Source organism: bacterium (assembly GCA_021372615.1).
Classification (GTDB): Bacteria; Armatimonadota; Zipacnadia; order Zipacnadales; family UBA11051; genus JAJFUB01.
Map to the genome: position 1 here is coordinate 1 of JAJFUB010000094.1, position 19,157 is coordinate 19,157.

The 19,157-nt window shown below is 68.4% G+C and carries 17 protein-coding genes; 6 read left to right on the forward strand and 11 right to left on the reverse strand.

Annotation, left to right across the window (positions count from 1 at the left end; genetic code table 11):
• From LLH23_14875 to rpoZ, 3 genes are all read right to left on the reverse strand, one after another.
• Positions 1–528 (reverse strand): 50S ribosomal protein L11 methyltransferase (locus LLH23_14875; GenBank protein ID MCE5239748.1); only part of this gene is annotated, 528 nt, incomplete at its 3' end.
• A gap of 70 nt (positions 529–598) precedes the next feature.
• Complete coding sequence (dnaJ, locus tag LLH23_14880) at positions 599–1,696, reverse strand: molecular chaperone DnaJ (protein ID MCE5239749.1); 1,098 nt, start codon at positions 1,694–1,696, stop codon at positions 599–601.
• Positions 1,697–1,793: 97 nt separating this feature from the next.
• Positions 1,794–2,246, reverse strand: a complete 453-nt coding sequence (gene rpoZ, locus LLH23_14885; protein MCE5239750.1) for a DNA-directed RNA polymerase subunit omega — start codon at positions 2,244–2,246, stop codon at positions 1,794–1,796.
• A gap of 313 nt (positions 2,247–2,559) precedes the next feature.
• Between rpoZ and LLH23_14890 the strand changes: the two genes are divergently transcribed.
• Both LLH23_14890 and LLH23_14895 read left to right on the forward strand, forming a co-directional pair.
• Positions 2,560–2,919, forward strand: a complete 360-nt coding sequence (locus LLH23_14890; protein MCE5239751.1) for a hypothetical protein — start codon at positions 2,560–2,562, stop codon at positions 2,917–2,919.
• 96 nt (positions 2,920–3,015) lie between these two features.
• Entirely contained in the window at positions 3,016–3,825 is an 810-nt protein-coding gene (locus LLH23_14895) for a hypothetical protein (GenBank protein MCE5239752.1), read from the forward strand.
• Between the two features lie 132 nt (positions 3,826–3,957).
• Here LLH23_14895 and LLH23_14900 read toward each other — a convergent pair whose 3' ends face one another.
• A complete protein-coding gene (locus LLH23_14900) occupies positions 3,958–4,335 on the reverse strand; it encodes a CBS domain-containing protein (GenBank protein ID MCE5239753.1) in 378 nt (125 codons plus the stop codon).
• A gap of 215 nt (positions 4,336–4,550) precedes the next feature.
• Between LLH23_14900 and LLH23_14905 the strand changes: the two genes are divergently transcribed.
• From LLH23_14905 to LLH23_14915, 3 genes are all read left to right on the forward strand, one after another.
• The gene (locus LLH23_14905; GenBank protein MCE5239754.1) at positions 4,551–6,257 is read left to right on the forward strand and encodes a family 10 glycosylhydrolase; all 1,707 of its coding nucleotides are present in this window, start codon (positions 4,551–4,553) and stop codon (positions 6,255–6,257) included.
• Positions 6,257–7,282 carry a sugar kinase gene (locus LLH23_14910; protein MCE5239755.1) on the forward strand — a complete coding sequence of 342 codons (1,026 nt, stop codon included), beginning with the start codon at positions 6,257–6,259 and terminating at the stop codon, positions 7,280–7,282. Before LLH23_14905 ends, LLH23_14910 begins: the two co-directional genes overlap by 1 nt.
• Positions 7,283–7,540: 258 nt before the next feature.
• Positions 7,541–8,407, forward strand: coding sequence for a L,D-transpeptidase (locus tag LLH23_14915; GenBank protein ID MCE5239756.1), 867 nt, complete (start codon positions 7,541–7,543; stop codon positions 8,405–8,407).
• 163 nt (positions 8,408–8,570) lie between these two features.
• Here LLH23_14915 and LLH23_14920 read toward each other — a convergent pair whose 3' ends face one another.
• From LLH23_14920 to LLH23_14950, 7 genes are all read right to left on the reverse strand, one after another.
• Positions 8,571–9,965, reverse strand: a complete 1,395-nt coding sequence (locus LLH23_14920) for an ROK family protein (GenBank protein ID MCE5239757.1) — start codon at positions 9,963–9,965, stop codon at positions 8,571–8,573.
• Between the two features lie 126 nt (positions 9,966–10,091).
• Entirely contained in the window at positions 10,092–12,077 is a 1,986-nt protein-coding gene (gene tkt / locus LLH23_14925; GenBank protein MCE5239758.1) for a transketolase, read from the reverse strand.
• Positions 12,078–12,294: 217 nt separating this feature from the next.
• The gene (locus LLH23_14930) at positions 12,295–12,978 is read right to left on the reverse strand and encodes a thioredoxin family protein (protein MCE5239759.1); all 684 of its coding nucleotides are present in this window, start codon (positions 12,976–12,978) and stop codon (positions 12,295–12,297) included.
• 19 nt (positions 12,979–12,997) lie between these two features.
• Positions 12,998–14,020 (reverse strand): Gfo/Idh/MocA family oxidoreductase, encoded by a 1,023-nt coding sequence (locus LLH23_14935; protein MCE5239760.1) that lies wholly within the window; start codon positions 14,018–14,020, stop codon positions 12,998–13,000.
• Between the two features lie 8 nt (positions 14,021–14,028).
• Complete coding sequence (locus LLH23_14940; protein ID MCE5239761.1) at positions 14,029–14,892, reverse strand: hypothetical protein; 864 nt, start codon at positions 14,890–14,892, stop codon at positions 14,029–14,031.
• Positions 14,892–15,935: an acetylxylan esterase gene (locus LLH23_14945; protein ID MCE5239762.1), complete on the reverse strand. Its 1,044-nt coding sequence runs from the start codon at positions 15,933–15,935 to the stop codon at positions 14,892–14,894. Before LLH23_14945 ends, LLH23_14940 begins: the two co-directional genes overlap by 1 nt.
• 93 nt (positions 15,936–16,028) lie before the next feature.
• Positions 16,029–18,272, reverse strand: coding sequence for a bifunctional (p)ppGpp synthetase/guanosine-3',5'-bis(diphosphate) 3'-pyrophosphohydrolase (locus tag LLH23_14950; GenBank protein MCE5239763.1), 2,244 nt, complete (start codon positions 18,270–18,272; stop codon positions 16,029–16,031).
• A 179-nt stretch (positions 18,273–18,451) separates the two neighbouring features.
• On the opposite strand from LLH23_14950, the gene LLH23_14955 reads away from it, so the two are divergent.
• Positions 18,452–19,102, forward strand: coding sequence for an SGNH/GDSL hydrolase family protein (locus LLH23_14955; protein MCE5239764.1), 651 nt, complete (start codon positions 18,452–18,454; stop codon positions 19,100–19,102).
• Positions 19,103–19,157: the final 55 nt, after the last annotated feature.

Here is a 19,157-nt window from a genome sequence, read left to right on the forward strand (position 1 = left end):
CCCCTGGCCCCCCCCTGAAGGGGGGGGTGTTGAAGCGGCGTCGCCCCCCCTCAAACGGGGGGTGAGGAGGCGTTCCAGCGCCTCCAGGCAGAGCACCGTCGTGGCGTGGGCGCCGGTGCCGAAGGCCATGCCGGGGTCCAGCTCAATCACGAGGTCACCCGGGCGCGCCAGCTCGGGCTGTTCGGCCGGCGGCCAGTCGCGCCAGGTGGGCTTGATGACGAGGCGCTGCCCGACCCGTGTCGGGTGCCAGTAGGCCTTCCATGACTCGGCCCAGTCCTGGTCGTCCACATTGCGCTCGGAACACTCTGCGTGGCCTCCCTCCAGCAGTTCCTCCGGTAGCGCGGCGAGGCGCTCGGCCAGCTCCTGCCGGCGCGCCGGCAGGCGGCCGTCATCGGGCAGCCACGCCCACAGAGTGGCCCCTTCCGGCGTATCCTGCGAAGCGCAGCCGCCGGCGAGGTCCTGCAGCATCGCGGCGACCGCCTCGGCGGCGTTCTGGGGGCAACGGATGGTGAGCTCGCGCCACTGCATGGTGTGTGCCGCGTGGGCGGGTGCGTCCTCGAACCCGCGACTTGGGTTGCGGGTTCGAGGACGAACCCGCCTACGCGTCGCCTTTCAGGGTGTCTCGGAGGCGGTCGAACAGGCCCTTGTGATTGCTGGGGGCCGGGGGCTCATGTCCAAAGGCCTCGGCCAGTTGCTCGAACAGCTCGCGTTGCTCGGGGGTCAGGCGCTCGGGTGTGACGACCCGGAGCGTGATGACATGGCGCCCGCGGCCGCGTCGGCGCAACTGCGGCACGCCCTTGCCGGGGAGCACGATCTCGGCGCCCGACTGCGTGCCGGCGGCCACCTGGATCTCAGTCTCACCCTCCAGCGTCGGCACGGTCAGTCGGTCGCCCAGGGCGGCCTGCCAGAAAGCGATGGGCACGGTCGAGTGGATCGTCGGGCCGTCGCGGGTGAAGAGCGGGTGGCGGGCGACGCGGATGCGGACGTAGAGGTCGCCGGCATGACCGCTCTCGCCCATGTCGCCGCCGCCGGAATACTGGATGTGCTGCCCGTCCTCGATGCCCGGGGGGATCTCGACGGTGAAGGGCTCGGTACGGCGGGAGATGCCCGAGCCGCCGCAGGTCTCGCAGGGGTCGGTGATGAGGGTACCCCGGCCCCGGCACTGGGGGCAGGTGACCACTGTGGCCATGGTGCCGAAGAAGCTCTGCTGGAGCTGGCGGACGCGGCCCTGGCCGGCGCAGGTCTGGCACGGGGTGGGAGTGGAGCCGGGCCGGGCGCCGGAGCCCTGGCAGGTCTCGCAGGTGACGCGCCGGGTCAGCTCGATCTCCCGCGAGGCGCCCGTGAGCACCTCTTCCAGCTCAATCGTCAGCTCGTGCTGCAGATCGCGGCCGGGGGTGACGCGCTCGCCGCCGCCGAACCCGAAGCCGAAGGCCTGGTTGAACAACTCGAAGATGTCGAAGCCCTGGGGGGCGCCGAAGTCGCCACCGTTGTGGCCATAGAGGTCATAGCGCTGGCGCCGCTCCGGGTCGCTGAGCACGGCGTAAGCCTCGCCCAGCTCCTTGAAGCGTTCCTCGGCGTCGGCGTGGGAGTTGACGTCGGGATGGTGTTCCCGGGCAAGTCTGCGATAGGCGCGCTTGATCTCCTCGGCGGAGGCGCTGCGCTCGACTCCCAGGACCTCGTAGTAATCCTTCGGCATGGTGGTGTCTGGCTTCCACTCGTCCGCCCGGGGGGCCCTGCACACGGATTGAGCGCCAGGTCATGGCGCTCAGGGACGACGCCGGGCCGGCGGAGGGCTACCCGTCCTCGCCTGCCGGCTCCCAGTCCTCATTCGGCTCCTCGGTCTCTTCGTCCTCTTCGTCCTCCGCCTCGTCCTCTTCCTCTTCCTCGTCGTCGGCGAGTTCCTCGTCGTCGTCCGAGTCGTACTCGTCTTCGGCCCCGTCCTCATCCTCGTCGGCCCCGTCGAGGCCGAGCAGAGCGGCCTCGACGACCTCGGGAGCGGCCAGATCGCCGGGCTCAGCGGCGGCCAGCGCCTCGGGCGCCTCCTCGGGCTCCGGCGGGGCGTCGGAGATCTGGATCAGCCCGGCGGCAATCTCGTGCAGCGCGATGGTCAGGGAGTTGCGGGTCGGCAGGTTGACCAGCGGCGGCGCGCCATCCTTGAGCTGCTTGGCTCGCTTGGCCGCGGCCACGACCACGGTGAAGCGGCTGCCGACGCGGTCCACCAGCTCTTCAATCGGGAAAGGTCTCACAAAACTCCTCCTTGGCCCGATGCGTGCTGACACGCAGGGTCACAGGTGAATCGGAACATACAGTATACCGGGACCAGGCAGAGCCGTCAAAAGGAATTATCGCTCTCACGTCGGGCCGCAGCGGGTGCGCTTGACAGCGCCCCGGGCGCTGCTATACTCGTGATACAGCGTCTGCTGTACTGTCAGTCCGGCAGCCCATCTCACAGCCCGCGGCCTCCCCGGCCGCACCATCGCACTACGTCGCTGGCCGGCCACACCGCCGCATCGGGCCCCCCGGCCCGTCCTGCCCGGTCTTCTGGTTGGTGATCACTCCGTGCCGACACTGCTTGAACGCCTGGGACGGGCGCTGTGGCAATCCGATCGCCCCGTCTGCTGCGACCCTTCGTCCCCGGCCCTGCATATCGCCGTCCGTTGCGACAGGTGCGGCGAGATCATACGCACTCGCGCCGAAAAGGCCTACGAGCTCGAGGCCGAGTATGAGCTTGGCAACGGGCACGCCCTGACCGACGACGACGATGACCCCAAGCCCTCCGGCTACGTACTGCACAAGGAACTGGTGGGGGCCGGGTGCCAGAACCTCATCCACCTCGTCATCCATCTGGATGCGCACCGCACCGTGACCGCCCGCCACATCGAGGGCGGGCAGTTCGTGGAGTTCCAGGATTGCGAATGACCGGCGGCGCGCCGGAAGTTCCCGCATGCGATGAGCGATCCCCAGCCCCCTGAGACCCCTGCGCCGTCACCTGCCCCCCGCCCGCCTGTGTGGCGGGTGGCGCTGTTCACGCTGCTGGCCCTCGGCTTGCTCGCCGGGCTACCCTACCTGCGCGGCGTGCCGCCCCTGGTGGGCAGCATCGCGGCGACGGTGCTGTTCCTGCTGCTCACCCTGTTGGTGATACGCGAGACCGCGCAGTTCCCGCTGGCGCCACTCGCCGACGGCTTCGGCCTGGCGGCGTGCCTGGCGCTGTGGGCCGCGGCCGGTGAATGGCTGGAGATCGCGCCGCACCTGAAGCCGCTGCTGGGCGCGGCGGCCGGTCTGCTGTTCCTGGGGGCCTGCCTGTTCTTCGGTCGGCTGCTGTCCCTGATCGTCCGCGAGCGCAACATGCTGCTCCCGGTGGCCATCATCGCCGGTCTGGCCGACATCTTCACCGTCTTCTTCGGGCCCACCGGCAAGACGCTCGAGCACGCGCCGCACATCGTGCAGAAGCTCTCGGTCGGCATCCCCCAGGTTGGCTCGGCGACCGGGGCCCAGGGCGGGGCGGGGCTGTCGCATATCGCGACCGCCGGCCTGGGCGATTTCGTCTTCCTGACCTTCTTCCTGGTCGGCGCCTACCGCTTTGGCCTGCGCGGCAAGCGGACCTTCTGGATCATCTTCGCCCTGACGCTTCTGGGCATGGGTGCGGTGCTATATGTGCCGGGCCTGCCTGCCGCACCGCTGCTACCGTTCATCGTGACCGGCTTCCTGGTTGCCAACGCCCGAGCCTTCCACCTGTCGCGCACCGAGAAGGCGTACATCGCCATCGCCATCTGCTTCATCGTCGCCCTGCTGGCGGCGGTGGCGCTGCTGATGCGGCGGCTGTAAGGCGGAGCGCGGGCTTTCCAGCCCGCGTTTGGCCGTGTTGCGGGCTGGAAAGCCCGCGTTCCAGGCACGAAAACGGCCGCAGCGCTCCCACGCGCTGCGGCCGATGTGTTCCCCCAGACTGTCTGAACCCGGCTACATCGCCTTGTTCACCAGGTCGCTGACCGAGACGATGCCCTGGACCTTCTTGTCGAAGATGACCGGGCAGCGCGACAGGCCCATGTTGGCCATCAGTCGCGCCACATACTTGACGTCCAGGTCCGGGTTCACCACCACCAGGGGCTTGCTGTGAATCTCGTGCACCTTGACCTCGTTGGGGTCGAGGCCCGCGGCCATCACCTTGTAGGCGATGTCGCGCTGGGTGACAATGCCATAGGCATCGTCGGGGCTGCGCCGGTCCACGATCAGCGCGCGCACACCCTTCTCCTTCATCAGCCGCACCGCCTCCGCCACCGGAGCCAGCCCGTCCACCATGATGACACCTGTGGTCATGACCTCTCGTGCCGTCGGCATGAAGCTTCACCTCCTCGAGTTATGCGCCCGTTGGACAATTCCCTCTCCGCTCCCGCTCACCTGCGGCGACATGACTGCCCGACGCAACATTCTCGGGCTGTAGAAGCCATGCAAGTCCCCACAGACAGGCGGTCTTGACCTCGATCCATCGCGAGAAGGGGCCCAGCCCCGGGCAGCGAACTAGTCGCCAACATCGAACACACGCGGTGACTCCCATGCGATGGCTTCCGCTACTGTGCGCACTCCTCGCCCTGGCTCTCACACCCCTCCATGCTGCTGACGCCACCGAACGTCGCGGCCTGTGGGTCGGGGGCGGGACCTTCAACACGCCCGAGGCCGTGGCTGACGCGGTGGACCGGGCTGCCGCCGCGCACCTGAATGCCCTCTACCCGCTCGTATGGTACAACGGCGGGCAGGCCTGGTACCGCAGCAAGCTGTGCCCGCTGGCCGACAAGGTGGACCCCGGCTTCGACCCGCTGGGCCACATGATCGCCCTGGCCCATGCCAGGGGGCTGCAGGTCCACGCCTGGTTCGTCAACGGCAGCTACGGCTGGAGCAGTAAGGGCGTGTTCGAACAGCACCCGGACTGGGCGATGCAGACCGGACGGCCCGCGAAGCCCGGATGGTACGACCTGGGCCGGCCCGAGGTGCGGCGCTTCGAGACCGACGTCACGATCGAGTGCCTGCGCAACTACGACCTGGACGGCCTGCACTTCGACTACATCCGCTACGGCGGCCAGGAGTACTGCTACTGCGCGCACTGCCAGGAGGAGTTCGCGCAACGCAGCGGCCTGCCGCCGCTGGCCGGCGGCGGGAAGCTCTTCCCGGTCGCCCTGTCCAGCGGCGGCAACCCGCTGGGCAAGCCCAGCACCGCACAGGTGCTGGCCACCTTCGATGACGGCGTCCCCGCCATCACGCTCAACAAGCTCGGGCAGGGCGAAGCGGCGCTGCTGAACTGGCAGGCCAGCCGGCCGGCCAACCCGGCGGTGGATGATACGGTGCGGCGGCTGCTGCAACGCTTCGGGGCGACGGCACAGAGCTTCTGCCAACTCCGCACGACGCAGACGAACGCCAAGTACCGGGCGGAGACCCAGGCCGAGGGCCTCGAATGGCTCGGCGCTCTGGGCTTCAAGGCCCGGGCGCTGGACGAGACGAAGGTGAGCGACGTGCCGGCCGGCGGAACGGTGCTGCTGTACGCGCAGTACTACCTGAGCGAGGAGACAGCAGCGTGGCTCAAGGAGTTCGTGGCCGCAGGAGGCCATGCCCTATTCGTGGACGGGCCGGTGTTCGCGATCAAGCTCCCGGACCTGCAGGCCGTGCTGGGGCTGACCGGCACCGCCCCCTACTTCCACGGTCTGCGCGTCATCAGCCCGACACCCGGGCAGGACTTCCTGCAGGTCGGGCCGCCGGTGGACGCCGCGGTGGAGAAGGAGCGGCTGGCGAAGTGGGTCGAGTACCGCAAGTGGACCGTGTCCGAACTCGTGCGCAGCGTGTACCGCGAGGCCAAGCAGATCAAGCCGAAGGCAGAGGTCTCCGCGGCCGTCTTCTACAACCGCCAGTCCGCCGATGCCGTCTGCCAGGACTGGTACGGTTGGCTCAAAGAGGGTATCATTGATTACGTCATCCCGATGGCGTACCTGATGGACAATGCGAAGCTGCGCGAGGCCCTGGAGGAGTGGCGCGCGGCCGACCCGCAGATGGCCCGGATCATCCCCGGCCTGAGCATCTACATGAGAGAGGGCGGGAACACGTCCTCGCGCCCGCGCGAGTTGGTGCTGTCGCAGGTGGAGCTGTCACGCTCCCTGGGGGCCCGGGGCAACGTGTTCTTCGCCAGCAACTACCTGAATGCTGATCTGACCGCAGCCCTGTCCGGCGGGCCCTACGCCACAGTGGTTCAGCCCTACACCCCGGGGACCCAATGATGAGTGAACTGGATGTTCTGGCCATCGGTAGCGCCCTGGTCGAGTTGACGCCCCGCAAGCTCGGGGTGGACCTCGTCCATGCCCATGAGTATGAGGCCCTGCCCTCCGGCGCCACCTCGAACTTCTGCATCGCCCTGGCGAAACTGGGCACGAGTGTCGGGCTGGCGACGCGGGTGGGTGATGACGAGTTGGGGCAGTGGCTGCTGTCCCGTCTCCGGGAGCTGGGCGTGGACACGTCCCCGGCACGCGCGGTGGCAGGGCAACTCACCCCCGTCTCGCTGTGCTGGATGGACCAGGGCGGCGCGAAGACCTTCTACTTCTACCGCTTCGCCGGGCACTGCGACCCGATGCAGGAATTCGGGCGCGAGCCGCTGACGGACGACGAACTCAGGCAGGCACGGCTCTTTGACTTCAGCGAAGCTACCATCCGCTCCGAGCCGCTGCGCTCGTTGTCGCTGGACCTGGCGCGGCGAGCCAGGGCCCTGGGCCTGCAGGTGGCCTACGCGATGAACTACCGCGCCTCGCAATGGCGCGAGCCGCTGGAGCAGGTCGTGGCCGTGCAGCGCGAGGCCCTGGCGCTGGCCGACATCGCGGTGATGAACGTCGAGGAGGCGGCCCTGGTGGCCGGGGCCCAGGGAGGGGTATCGGCACAGCCGACAGAGACCCCGCCACTCATGCCTCCGGCGGCCGCCCTGCGCGGCTTGGGTCCTGCTGTCATCGCCGTCACCGCCGGGGCTGCGGGCGTCACGGTCGTCACCCCCGACGAGGCGGAGCACGTGCCCGCCGAGCCGGTCGAGGTCCGCTACGACATCGGCGCCGGCGACACCTTCCACGCCGGCTTCATCGCGGCGCTGCTGCGCGGGCGCGACCCGGTCACGGCCGCGCGCCTGGGCAGCGCGGCGGCGGCCCTGCGCATCTCGCGCGCGGCGGACATGCGGTCGCTGCCCACGTGGGAGGAGACACTGGGCCAGGCCGGGGAGCCGCCCGATGATGGTGAACTGACGCTCGAGGGCGCCCCGCTGTGATAGCCTGACCTGCCCCGGTAGCGTCGCGTCGGCGGTGGTGGACGATTCGGCGCTCGAGGTGTACCATAGGCCGACCGTCGTCATCTATCGCACTGGTTGCAGTCGCTGTTGGCCATTCTGAACCAAGGATCGTCACGAGGTATGCGCTGGGCTGTGCTTCTGTCACTGGTGATGGTGTTGTGTTTCTGCGCTGCAGGGCCGCGATCGCTCGCATGGGCGGATGCCCCTGCCGACGAGGAGGAGACGGGCCTGCCGCTCGTGCGCGAGCCCCTGCCGCAGGACCCGAGCATGCCGCCGCTGACCGGCGAGCCGATCCGTCCGGTGCCGAAGCGGACCGCCCCCGTCAAGCCCGCCGCACCGGTGGTCATCAAACCCGTGCCCACACCGCCGCCGACTCCACGCTTCGACCCGCAGGCTCCGCCGGCCCTGACGCTGGCCTATCCCGCGCCGGATGGCGTCGTGGATGAGGGGCAGCAGACGCTGGTCTGGAACACCTCCGGGACGATCACACAGGTGAGGATCACCTACAGCGGCACGCGCTGCGAGTTGGGCGGGCATTCGCGTGGCACCTTCAGCGGTACTGTCGGCAAGTTCGCGAACCAGGGCATAGCGCGCTGGAACGTGCCCTGGATGGACGCCACGGAGTTCGCGGTGCGCCTGACCGGCTACGATGCGGGCGGCAAGGAAGTCGCTCGCGACGAGCGGCGCTACCAGCTACGCCCCCGCGTCCTGAAGGACAAGCCCGACACGTGCATCGTGGTCAGCAAACCCCTGCAGCGACTCTACTACCTGCGGGACGGCCTGGTGCGGCGCATGCACATCGTCTCGACGGCGATGGGTGGGTACAACACACCGACCATGCGGCCAGGCTCGTATGGCTCCCGCGGGGCCATGGGCCGGGTCTTCAGCAAGCAGTACGCGCCGGTCAGCCATCTCTATCACTGCGTGATGTACTACTGGCTGGGGATCACGTCCTCGGGCAGCCACGGCATCCACGCGACCTCGCCGCCCTTCTACGGCCGCCTGGGCGGCCCCGCCTCCCACGGCTGCATCCGCCAACACCGCGCCGACGCCAGGGTCCTGTGGGGGATGGTCTCGGTGGGAACGCCGGTGTACGTGCAGTAGGGAGAGGGGCAAGGGTCGAGGGTCAAGGGTCAAGGGTAACGGCAACGGCAGACACCCTATCAACCAAAGCAACAGGGACAGGCCCATGTGGGCACTGTCCCTGTTTCCGTTGTGCCTCAGTTGCCACGGGCGGGGTCGCTGTCGTTACCCTTGCCCCTCGCCCCTAGATCGCCGGCAGGCTGGCGGCGGCTACCGACTGGCCTACGCGGCGGTTGGCTTCGTCGGGCAGTTGCAGCGTCACCTTGTCGCGCAGCTCGGGGAACTCGCCGTCGAGGACCTCTTCGGCCTTCTCCTTGATGATCTGGCCGCCGTCGCCCGTGGTAGCGCGGCCCAGGATCAGGCAGTGCTCGACCTCGTAGAAGTCGCAGTAGTGAGCCAGCGCATAGCCGAACCAGGTGCCCACCGTCTCGTACACCGGCACGACGCGCTCGTCGCCGGCCTTCATGAGGTCCTGCACCACCACGAGCTTCTCCGGCAGGCCCAGACCCTCGTCGAACTCGATGCCCGCGGCGGCGGCCACGCGGGTCACGCCGGTCTGGTTGAAGTACTGGACACCGCAGCCGGCGTCGCCCGACCACTCGTCCACGGGAGCGCTGGGGGCGTAGTCAATCGGCGCGAAGGCCAGCTCATTGAGCCAGCCGGTGATGTTCCCGTCCGGGGTGACATAGCCGGCCGCTTCGCTGGTGCCCATGGCGATGCCCAGCACCGCGTTGGCGTTCAGCTCCATGGAGCCGGCCAGGGCGGTCACTTCGCCATCGTTGACGATGGTCAGCGGCACGCCCCACTCCTTGCCGATGTTCACGAACAGGTCCTTGACCTGTGCGTTGAAGACGTCCTTGGGGATGCCCCGGAAGAGCGAGGCCACCAGCACGCGGTCGTTGATCCACACGCCCGCGGCGCTGCCGCCGATGGCGTCCACGGAGGGCAGGTGCGACGCGGCTTCCTTGAGGCCGGCGTTGATGCGCTCGCGGTGGTAGCTGGGGTCCTTCTGGGTCTTGGGGTCCCACGGGAACTCGTCCGCCCACACGGCCTGGCCATCCTTGACGGCGGCGAGCTTGTAGTCGCTGCCGCCCAGGTCAATGCCGATGCGGTTGCCGTCCAGGTGGCGGCCCAGCGGCATGGTCGTCTCCCTGGTCGCGGGGACGGCCGCGGCGTCCATGATCTCGACCGTGAAGTCGTGCTCGTAGACGCCGCCCATGAAGTCGTGGTCAAAGGCGCGCGCGCCGGTGGGCGAGTAGACGGCCTTGATGTGCTCGCCGATGGCGGCGGGGCCGCCGACCATGACCTTCCAGCCGCCGCGCTGCCACAGCAGGAACTTCACGAGGCGCTCGGCGTACGTCAGGTTCGCGGCGAAGCGGTCGCTGTGCGGGCCGAAGCACATGGTCTCGAACGTCGAGACCGAACCATCAGCACGCTCCAGGCCGATGCGCAGCGGCACGCCCATGCCGGACTCCTCAACCTGCGCCACGAACGCCCTATTGGCCAACACAGCCGGGCGGAAGTCCGGGTCCAGGGGCGGGGTGAAGTAGGGCTCAACCAGTTCGAAAGCATCATCCATCGTCTAGTCTTCCTCTCGTGCGGCGCGGGGCCGCTTGGGGTTCGTGGGTTGTGGGAGCGACTAGTTCCCGGCCGGGCGACGTATTCCTGCAAGAGCCTCACCGCGCGCCAGGTCGGGGTGCCGCCGCTACAGCAGCTCCTTCGCCTTCGCCACGACGTTCTCGACCGTGAAGCCGAACTCAGCGAACACGGTCTTGGCCGGGGCCGAGGCGCCGAAGTGGTCCAGGCCGACGACGGCGCCGGTGCAGCCGACGTACTTGTACCAGCCCATCGTGCATCCGGCCTCAATCGCCAGCTTGGGCACGTCGGGCGGCAGAACCTGGGTGCGGTACGCGGCCGGCTGGGCATCGAACAGCTCGGTCGAGGGCATCGAGACGACGCGCGCGGCCACGCCCTCGTCCTTCAGAACGGCCTGCGCCTTCAGGGCCAGCTCGACCTCCGAGCCCGTCGCCAGCAGCACGAGCTGCGAGTTCTGTGCCTCCGACAGGATGTAGCCGCCGCGCTGCACGCCCTCGCGGACCGGGTAGGCCTCCACGTCGAGGATCGGCAGGTTCTGGCGCGTCAGGGCCAGCAGGCACGGCTCCTGGCGCGTGATGGCCTGCCGCCAGCACTCCGCTGTCTCATTGGCGTCCGCCGGGCGGTAGACTGTCAGGCCCGGGATGGCGCGCAGGGCCAGCAGGTGCTCGACGGGCTGGTGAGTGGGCCCGTCCTCGCCCACGCCGATGCTGTCATGGGTGAAAATGAAGATGCTGTGGCACTGCATCAGCGCCGCCAGGCGCAGCGTCGGGCGGACGTAGTCGGCGAAGACCAGGAACGTGGCGCCGTAGGGGATGACGCCGCCGTGCAGGGCCATGCCGTTGACGATGGCGCCCATACCCAGCTCGCGCACCCCGAAGTGCACATTGGTGCCGCAACACATGCAGTCCGTGCCGTATTCGCCGCAGCCCTTGATCTCGCTCTTGTTCGAGGGCGCCAGGTCAGCCGAGCCGCCCAGCATGTTGCCCAGGCGGTTGCCGATGGCCGTCAGCGCTTCGCCGGAGGCGGCACGGGTGGCCATGCCCTTGTCATTGGGGGCGAAGACGGGGACGGCGTCCTCCCAGCCCTCAGGCAGCTTGCCGGCGACGAGGGCCTCAAAGCGGGCCGCGGCTTCGGGACGGGCCGCGCGCACGCCGGCCAGCTTCTCCTGCCACTGAGCCTGCAGGGCCGCGCCGCGTGCCCCGGCCTCCTGCATGTGGGCAGCGGCCTCGGCGGGCACATGGAACGTCTCGGCGGGCCACCCGAGCTTCTCGCGCGTCGCGGCCATGGCTTCCGCGCCCAGGGGCTCGCCATGGGCCGAAGCGCTGTCCTGCTTGGGGCTGCCGAAGCCGATGTGGGTGGGGACGACGATCAGCGACGGCCGCTCGGTCTCCGCCTGGGCGGCCTTCACGGCCTGCTCGATGGCAGCCACATCATTGCCGTCGGCCACCTGCTGCACGTGCCAGCCATAGGCGGCAAAGCGCGTCGGCACGTCCTCGGTGAAGGCCAGGTCGGTGCGACCCTCAATCGAGATCTCGTTGTCGTCGTACAGGTAGATGAGCTTGCCGAGCTTGAGCGTCCCGGCCAGGGACGCCGCCTCCGAGGAGATGCCCTCCATCAGGTCGCCATCGGAGACGATCGCGTAGACGGTGTGGTCCACGAGGTCGGCGCCGGCCTCGGCGTTGGTCTGCGCGGCCAGGAAGCGCTCAGCCATGGCCATGCCCACGCCCATGGCGAAGCCCTGCCCCAGCGGTCCAGTGGTGGCCTCCACGCCGGGGGTGTGGCCATACTCAGGATGGCCCGGGGTCTTGCTGCCCCACTGGCGGAAGTTGCGGACTTCCGACAGGGGCAGGTCGTACCCGTACATGTGCAGCAGCGCATACAGCAGCGCTGAGCCGTGGCCTGCGGACAGGATGAAGCGATCGCGGTTGGGCCACTGGGGATCGGCGGGGTTGAACCGGAGGATGCGGTCGAAGAGCGTGTACGCCATCGGGGCAGCGCCCAGCGGCAGGCCGGGATGGCCCGACTTGGCCTGTTCGACTGCGTCCACGGCCAGGAAGCGCAAGGTGTTGATGCAAAGCTGGTCCAGCTCGGTCATTGGGTCAACCTCTCGGAGGGCGGGGCGGACACCGCCAGCGTAAGGCCAGGCCCGGCGGCCTGGCTCGGTCGGGCCATTGTAGCACATTGCGCAGGGGAAGCTGAAGGGCTGGATGGCAGGGGAGGGTCTGTAGGGCGGGGGCTTGTACCCCGCCGAGCCGTTCGGGTAGCGTCAGGCACGGCGGGGTGCGAGCCCTCGCCCTACAAGCGAGGCAGCGTCAGTTCAGGCCGCACCACTCCAGGACTTGCGTGAGGGCCGCCTTGCCCTCGGCCTGCAACTGCTTGTCGGGGCCATAGATGCGCAGGTAAGGGATACTGCGCAGGCTGAACTGCTGGGCCACGGGCGAGCCCCAGTCAATGCCCTGGTGGCCCGGGCGGTTGATGTCCACCTTGACCACGGCAGTGTCCTGGCGAGTCTGCACCAGCTTCTCCAGGTGCGGCGCCAGGGCCCGGCACGGCGGGCAGAACTCGCTGTAGAAGTCCACGATGGTCGTCTTGCCGGCGACCAGGTAGTCCTCCAGCTTGATCTGCTCGCCCTTGCCCACAACGATCAGCGCCGGCTGGGGTGGGGCCAGCTTGTCCAGCCACGCCTTCGCCGCGGCCGCCTGGGCTTCCGAGAGCTTCCCGCTCTGCAGGGCTGCCTCCAGCAACTCGCGGGCGATCTGCAGATGGGCCAGCCCGATGACATACTGGTCCTGAGAGGTGAGTTGGTCCGCGGTCTGCCCGGCGGCCACCTCCAGGATCTTGTGGGCTGTCTCCCGCGCTACCGCCGCCTCACCCCGGGCGATGGCGCTGTCCAGGGCGGCGCCCAGGGCGGGGAAAGGGCTCTCCTGGGCCTGAGCCGGCAGCAGCCCCGCCGCTCCCAGCACCAGCATCAACGCGATCAGGCAACACTGCTTCATGGGGCTCACTCCTCTGTCGTCACGCCAGCTCCACGGGCTGCCGGGTGCGCGCCGACTCGAGCGCCCCCTCAATCAGGCGCAACTCGAAGGCGCTGTCTTCCGGCGGGTTGAGCAGCCCCTGGCGGGTCTCCAGCGCCTGTGCGAAGGCCTCGCACTGGGCCTGGAGATCGTCGCCGCCCCACTCGCCGTCCCCCTCGACGCGCGGCACGGGCGCTACTTCTATAACATCATTACCTTCCCAGAAAGTGCCGCAGACTTCGTGCAGGATCTGAACGGCGAACCCGCCGTCCGGACAGAAGACCTTCATCATGCCGCTCGGGAAGCCCTCGGGTGTGGCGAAGCTGGCGATGATGTGGCCGACGGCGCCGCTGTCATACAGCAGCGTGGCCGACAGCGTGTCGCTGTCCACCTGCCCCGGCGGGAAGCCCAGGCTACTGCCGGTGGCCACGACGCGCTGTGGGTCGCCCAGCACCCAACGCAGCGTGTTCAGCCCGTAGCTCATGTGGCAGACGGCCATGCCGCCGCTCTGCGTGTCATCGAGATACCACGACGCGGGCTGGCCGGGGGGCGGGGCCATGTGCCAGAAGAACTCCACCTCGCCGTAGATCAGCGGGCCGAAATGCTTGTTCTGGATGAAGTCGCGAGCCCGCTGGATGGTGGGGTGGTAACGCCGCTGGAAGCCGACCTCCACGATCCGGCCGCGCGCTTGCGCCAGTGTCGCGACCTGCTCCGCCTGCGCGGCGCTGACCACCATCGGCCCCTCGACGAACACATCGAGGTCATGCTCCAGCGCCCACATGATGTGCTGGTGGTGCGCGGCGTTGACGGAGGCGATGGAGACGGCGTCGGGCTGTACCTGCGCCGCTACGGCCTCGACGTCCGTGCCGTACGCCGGCATGTGGTGCGCCTCGGCCAGGCGTCGCGCCGAGGCTTCGGTCCGTGACACGACCCCGGCCAGCTCCACACCCGCGATCTTGGCGAAGCACGCGGCGCGGGAATGGGCCAGGCCACCCGCGCCGATGAACAGCAACCGCTTCGGCATGAGACACCTCACTCCTGACTGTCCGTCCGGTCCGGCAGACACCACCACTGCACTTGACCCAGCCCAGCTGCCTCCAGCCTCGCCGCCGCCTCTTCCAGGCGGATGTCGTAGGTCGGCGAATGGCAGTCCGACCCCAGCGACAGCGTCACGCCCCGGCTGTGCAGGTCGGCCAGATAGTCCACATAGCGCCGCCGGAAGGCCTCCGGGTAGGCCCGGTTCAGCACCATCGCCTCGAGATTGGCTTCCACCGCGGTGCCGTGCGCGATAGCCGCCGCGGCGAACTCATCGTGCATCGAGGCGGGGATGCGGTCGAAGTCGTCGAACCACGGATCAGTGCTGAACATCCCGTCAGCGTCCTGCCAGTGCCCATGCCACCACCAGGGATGGGCCACAATGTCCACTAGGGGGTGGGTGACCAGGAACATGTTCTGGCGGTGGTAGTCGCGGATGATCTCGTCACGCTCCAGGGGCACGTACAGGGGCCAGTGCGTCCCGGCCACGACGTACTCGATGTGCAGATCGGCGATGTCCCGCTCGGTCAGGCCAAGGGCCGGGGCCGCTGCTGGAGGGCCGCCGCTGCGCAGGCCATAGGTCGCCGGCTCCGCGAGCCCGTCCGCCAGTTGCTGCAGCTCCCACTCTGAGACGGAACTGGCCTCGACCCCGAAGTGGAAGTTGGGGGCCGGCGCCTGCGCCTCCCACGCCGCGCGCGAGGCAACCAGGTCGGGCAGGTTGACCGGCGTGTGGATGTGGTCGGTGACGCCATAGGCGATGAAGCCATGCCGCTCCGCGGCTACCGGCATGTCCGCCATCGGCAGGGAGGCGCTGTCGCACGAATGGGAAGTGTGGATGTGCCAGTCGGAAGTGATCCTCATCATTGACCCTTCAGCCACTTGTCGAACCACGCGAAGGCCTTGCGGCCGCTGAACTCATGTCCGCCGGGGAAGCGGTCCAGGTCGCACCGCTCGGGCACCCCTGCCGCCTTGTAGCAGGCCTTCACATGTCGGTAGGCCTTCATGGCGTCATCCACCAGGAAGCACATGTCGTGCTCGCCGATCTCGGCCAGCATGGGTCGTGGAGCGATGAGCGAGGCGACGTCGTAGATGTCGCCGATGCGCCCCAGGCCGTGCATGTACTGCGCCCCGCAGAAGTTGCCGTTCTGGGAGAACGCCCCCGCCAACGTGCTCAGGTAGCAGACGATCGCGCAGGCGGTGATGCGCTCATCCAGAGCCGAGGTGTACGTGGTCATCGTGCCCCCGAAAGAGCAGCCGATCATGCCCAGGCGTTTGGGGTTCACGCTGGGCAGGCTCTGCAGCAGATCCAGTGTCCGCCGGGCATCCCACACCTGCAGGTTCAGATACTGGAAGCCGAAGTAGCCGTTGGCCATATAGGCGACATTGCAGCCATCGCGCGAGGGGCGGCGGACGAACTCATCGCGATCGAGGCGTTCGCCGAAGCCCCGCCAGTCGGGCGCGATGGTCACATAGCCGCGCCGCGTGAACTGCACGGCCATGGCGTGGCTGTAGTCCTCGTAGGGCTGGCCTTCACTGTCCAGGCCGACGCTGGGGTTCTTGCCCGGGCCGTGGCCGTGCGAGATGAGGAGGCCCGGCACGCGCTCCCCAGGCGCCAGGCCCTTGGGGGTCAGGATCCACGCCGGCACCGAGTTGAACGGGTCGCTGTCGTAGACGACCTTCTCACGGATGTAGTCGCCCTGATCGGTGCGTTCGAGGACCTCCAGGTTCAGGGGGACGCTCTCGGGGTCGGGGCCCAGGTACTTGAGCAGTTCCCGCTTGAAGGTCTTGCGCCAGGCCCGCCACTCCTCGGGGTTGGTCGCCTTGCAGGTGCACAGCGACGGGCAGGCCTTGAGCCGAGCCAGGCAGGCTTCTTCCTGGCTGAAGATCCGTCTGCGTCGCGGCATGGGTCTCCTCCTGCGCGTGGGGTACGGGCGTTCGCTGGGGTGTTCGGCGTGGGGGCGAGAGTACCTTCCGGCCGTAGGCCGCGTGCTTGCAGGCTACTGTGGGCCGTGGCTGGAGCGTGTCTCGACCTGCCTGACAGACACCACGTCAATGAGCTGGGCCAGGCGCTCCACGAGGTGTTCGAGGTCCTGTCGCCGGCGGATCGCCAGGGTCAGGTGCAGGTGCGCCAGGTGGCTGTCTGCCGCGTGAGCCTCGACATCCCGGATGTCTATGCCTGCATCCGCGACGATGGCGGTGATGTGCGAGAACAGCCCGGTGCGGTCCACGGCCACCAGTTCGAGGTCCTGGGTATAGGTGCTCTGCGCATCCTCGCCCGACCACGTCAGCGGCACGATCCGCGAGGGCTCCAGGTTCTCACGGTACTGCACATTCTTGCAGTCCACACGGTGGATGGCCAGGCCCTTGCCGCGGGTGATGTAGCCGACGATGTCGTCACCGGGCAGTGGGTTGCAGCACTTCGAGAGACGGGAGTAGAAGCCGGCGACATTGCCCGCCCTGACCGGCAGCGGGCCACCGGCAGGCTTGGACGGTGTGCCCGGCAGCGAGAGTTGCTGCGCCTCCTCGACCAGGGACACCGGGCGCTGGTCATGCGCCACCAGGTGCTGCACCACCGTCTCGGTCTCGATGTCCCCGAAGCCGATGGCGGCGAGCATTGAGTCAACGTCCACGTAGCCCAGGTGGAGCGCCGCACGGGTGTGATCCTCGGCGGTGATGGCCTGACGCTGGTGACCCGGCAGGCGGGTGAGGGCCCGCTCCAGGCTCTCGCGGCCGGCCGCGATGTTGTCCTCGCGGGCCTTGGCCCGCAGGAACCGGCGCACCTTCGACTTGGCCCCGGAGCTCTGGATGATGCGCAGCCAGTTGTGGGTCGGCTCAGCCTGCGGGGACGTGATGATCTCGGCCACGTCACCGTTCTTGAACTGGTAATCCAGCCCCACCCGTCGTCCGTTCACCCGGGCGCCGACGCAGTGGTTGCCCACCTCGGTGTGGATGCGGTAGGCGAAGTCCAAGGGGCCGCTATTGGCCGGCAGGTCAATCACGTCGCCCTTGGGCGTGAAGACGAAGACCTGGTCCTCGAACAGGTCGAGTTGCAGCAACTCCAGGAACTCGTGGCTCTCGCTCAGGTCCGAGTCCAGTTCCAGCAGGCGCCGCACCCACGTCACCTGCTCGTCGAACCGGTCGTCGGCCGCGCCCCCCTCCTTGTAGCGCCAGTGGGCCGCCACGCCGTACTCCGCGCGGGTGTGCATCTCCTCGGTGCGGATCTGCACCTCAAGCACCTGGCTGTCTGGCCCTACCACCTTCGTGTGCAGCGACTGGTAGTTGTTCGCCTTGGGCTTGGCGATGTAGTCACTGAACATGCCGTGGATGGGCAGCCACAGCTCGTGCACGACCCCCAGGGCGGCGTAGCAGTCCTGCTCGGACTGCACGATGACCCGCAGTGCGGACAGGTCGGTGATCTGCGAGAAGTCCACGTGCTGGCGGGACAGCTTCTGGTAGATGCTGTACAGGTGCTTGGCGCGGCCCTGCACGCGCGCGACGATCCCGGCGGCCGCCAGCCTGGCCTCCAGCACCGCGGTCGCCTCGGTGATCAGTCTCTCGCGCTCGTCACGCGACATCCCGACCAGCCGCGCGATCTCATCGTACCTGCCCGGCTCCAGGAACTTGAGCGACAGGTCCTCCAGTTCCCACTTCAGCCGCCAGATCCCCAGCCGGTGCGCCAGGGGGGCGAAGATGTGCAGGGTCTCGCGTGCGGTGGCTTCCCGACGCGGGGGGGGCAAGGGCGCGAGGGTGCGCATGTTGTGTAGCCGGTCGCACAGCTTGATGAGGATGACACGGGGGTCCTCGGCCATGGCCAGGAACATCTTGCGCAGGTTCCGGGCCTGCTCCTCCTGCTTGCTGGCGAAGTCCAGCTTGGACAGGTTGGTGACGCCGGCCACGAGCTGCGCGACCGTGGAGCCGAACCGCTCCTCGATGTCCCCGACTTCGGCTCGGGTATCCTCGACGGTGTCATGCAAAAGACCCCCCGCTACAGACGGGGGGTCGCTTTCCACCTTGGCCAGGATGTAGCTCACTTCGAGCGGATGGGTGATGTAGGGGTCGCCCGAGAGACGCTGCTGGCCCTCGTGCATGTGGGCGGCAAAGTCATATGCCCCCGCCAAGAACTGGCGGTCCACGCCCGGCCAGTAGCCGGACACCTGCTGTGTGATGGCCTCGATCGTGGTGGGTGCCATGAGTTGCAGCAGAACCGCCTCCAGCGCGTGTGCGGGGCGGTTCGTCTGCATGGGATTATACCATAAACAGCGTGTGAGGCGAACAGACTGGTGAGCTGGGGCGAGGCGGGCGGAGGGCACGCCGTGGCAGCGGGCGGCAGGTGTACGGGCCGGCCCCGGCGAACCGCCTCACGCCCGCCGCGTTGGGGGCACGGACACCAGACAGGCCAGCAGCCCATTGGGAGGCAGAGATGGCAGACTTCCTCGTGCAAGACGGTCAGACTTTTCTTTTTCAGGGCGACAGCATCACCGACTGCGGGCGGCGCGACTCCGCAGCGCCGCTGGGCGGCGGTTACGCGAAGTTCCTTGCCGAGATGGTCACGGCGCTGCATCCTGAGCGGCAGATCACCTTCATCAACAAGGGCATTGGCGGCCACACCACCTCTGACCTCAAGGAGCGCTGGGACGACGACACCATCCGCCTGCAGCCGGACTGGATGTCCGTTCTGATCGGCATCAACGACCTGCATCGCCACCTGTTCAACCCGGACCCGGCGATCAAGGTGTCACCGGAGCGGTTCCGGGAGAACTACGACTGGCTGCTGGACCGCGTGACGCAGGAGACACCGACGCGTCTCCTGCTGCTCGAGCCCTTCTACATCAGTCTGTCCTCGCGGGACACCAACCGCAAGCTCGTGCTCGACCTCATCCCGGAGTACATCCAGGTCACGCACGACATGGCCGCCAAGTACAGCGCCCTGTGCGTGCCGCTACACGACATCTTCCAGCACCATCTGACCTTCCGCCAGGGCGACGCCTTCTGCCCCGAGCCGGTGCATCCGGGGCACGGCGGGCACACCCTCATCGCTCTGGAAATGCTGAAGGCGCTGGGCGCGGTCTAGGACTTGCGGGAGTTCGCGCTAGAACAGGCGGCGGGTGGCGGGGGGGGGGGGGCGG

Coding starts and splice junctions, on each gene's coding strand:
- dnaJ (MCE5239749.1), bottom strand. CDS start 1,696: ATGCCGAAGGATTACTACGAGGTCCTGGGAGTCGAGCGCAGCGCCTCC.
- LLH23_14900 (MCE5239753.1), bottom strand. CDS start 4,335: ATGCCGACGGCACGAGAGGTCATGACCACAGGTGTCATCATGGTGGAC.
- LLH23_14905 (MCE5239754.1), top strand. CDS start 4,551: ATGCGATGGCTTCCGCTACTGTGCGCACTCCTCGCCCTGGCTCTCACA.
- LLH23_14910 (MCE5239755.1), top strand. CDS start 6,257: ATGAGTGAACTGGATGTTCTGGCCATCGGTAGCGCCCTGGTCGAGTTG.
- LLH23_14920 (MCE5239757.1), bottom strand. CDS start 9,965: ATGGATGATGCTTTCGAACTGGTTGAGCCCTACTTCACCCCGCCCCTG.
- tkt (MCE5239758.1), bottom strand. CDS start 12,077: ATGACCGAGCTGGACCAGCTTTGCATCAACACCTTGCGCTTCCTGGCC.
- LLH23_14930 (MCE5239759.1), bottom strand. CDS start 12,978: ATGAAGCAGTGTTGCCTGATCGCGTTGATGCTGGTGCTGGGAGCGGCG.
- LLH23_14935 (MCE5239760.1), bottom strand. CDS start 14,020: ATGCCGAAGCGGTTGCTGTTCATCGGCGCGGGTGGCCTGGCCCATTCC.
- LLH23_14940 (MCE5239761.1), bottom strand. CDS start 14,892: ATGAGGATCACTTCCGACTGGCACATCCACACTTCCCATTCGTGCGAC.
- LLH23_14945 (MCE5239762.1), bottom strand. CDS start 15,935: ATGCCGCGACGCAGACGGATCTTCAGCCAGGAAGAAGCCTGCCTGGCT.
- LLH23_14950 (MCE5239763.1), bottom strand. CDS start 18,272: ATGCAGACGAACCGCCCCGCACACGCGCTGGAGGCGGTTCTGCTGCAA.
- LLH23_14955 (MCE5239764.1), top strand. CDS start 18,452: ATGGCAGACTTCCTCGTGCAAGACGGTCAGACTTTTCTTTTTCAGGGC.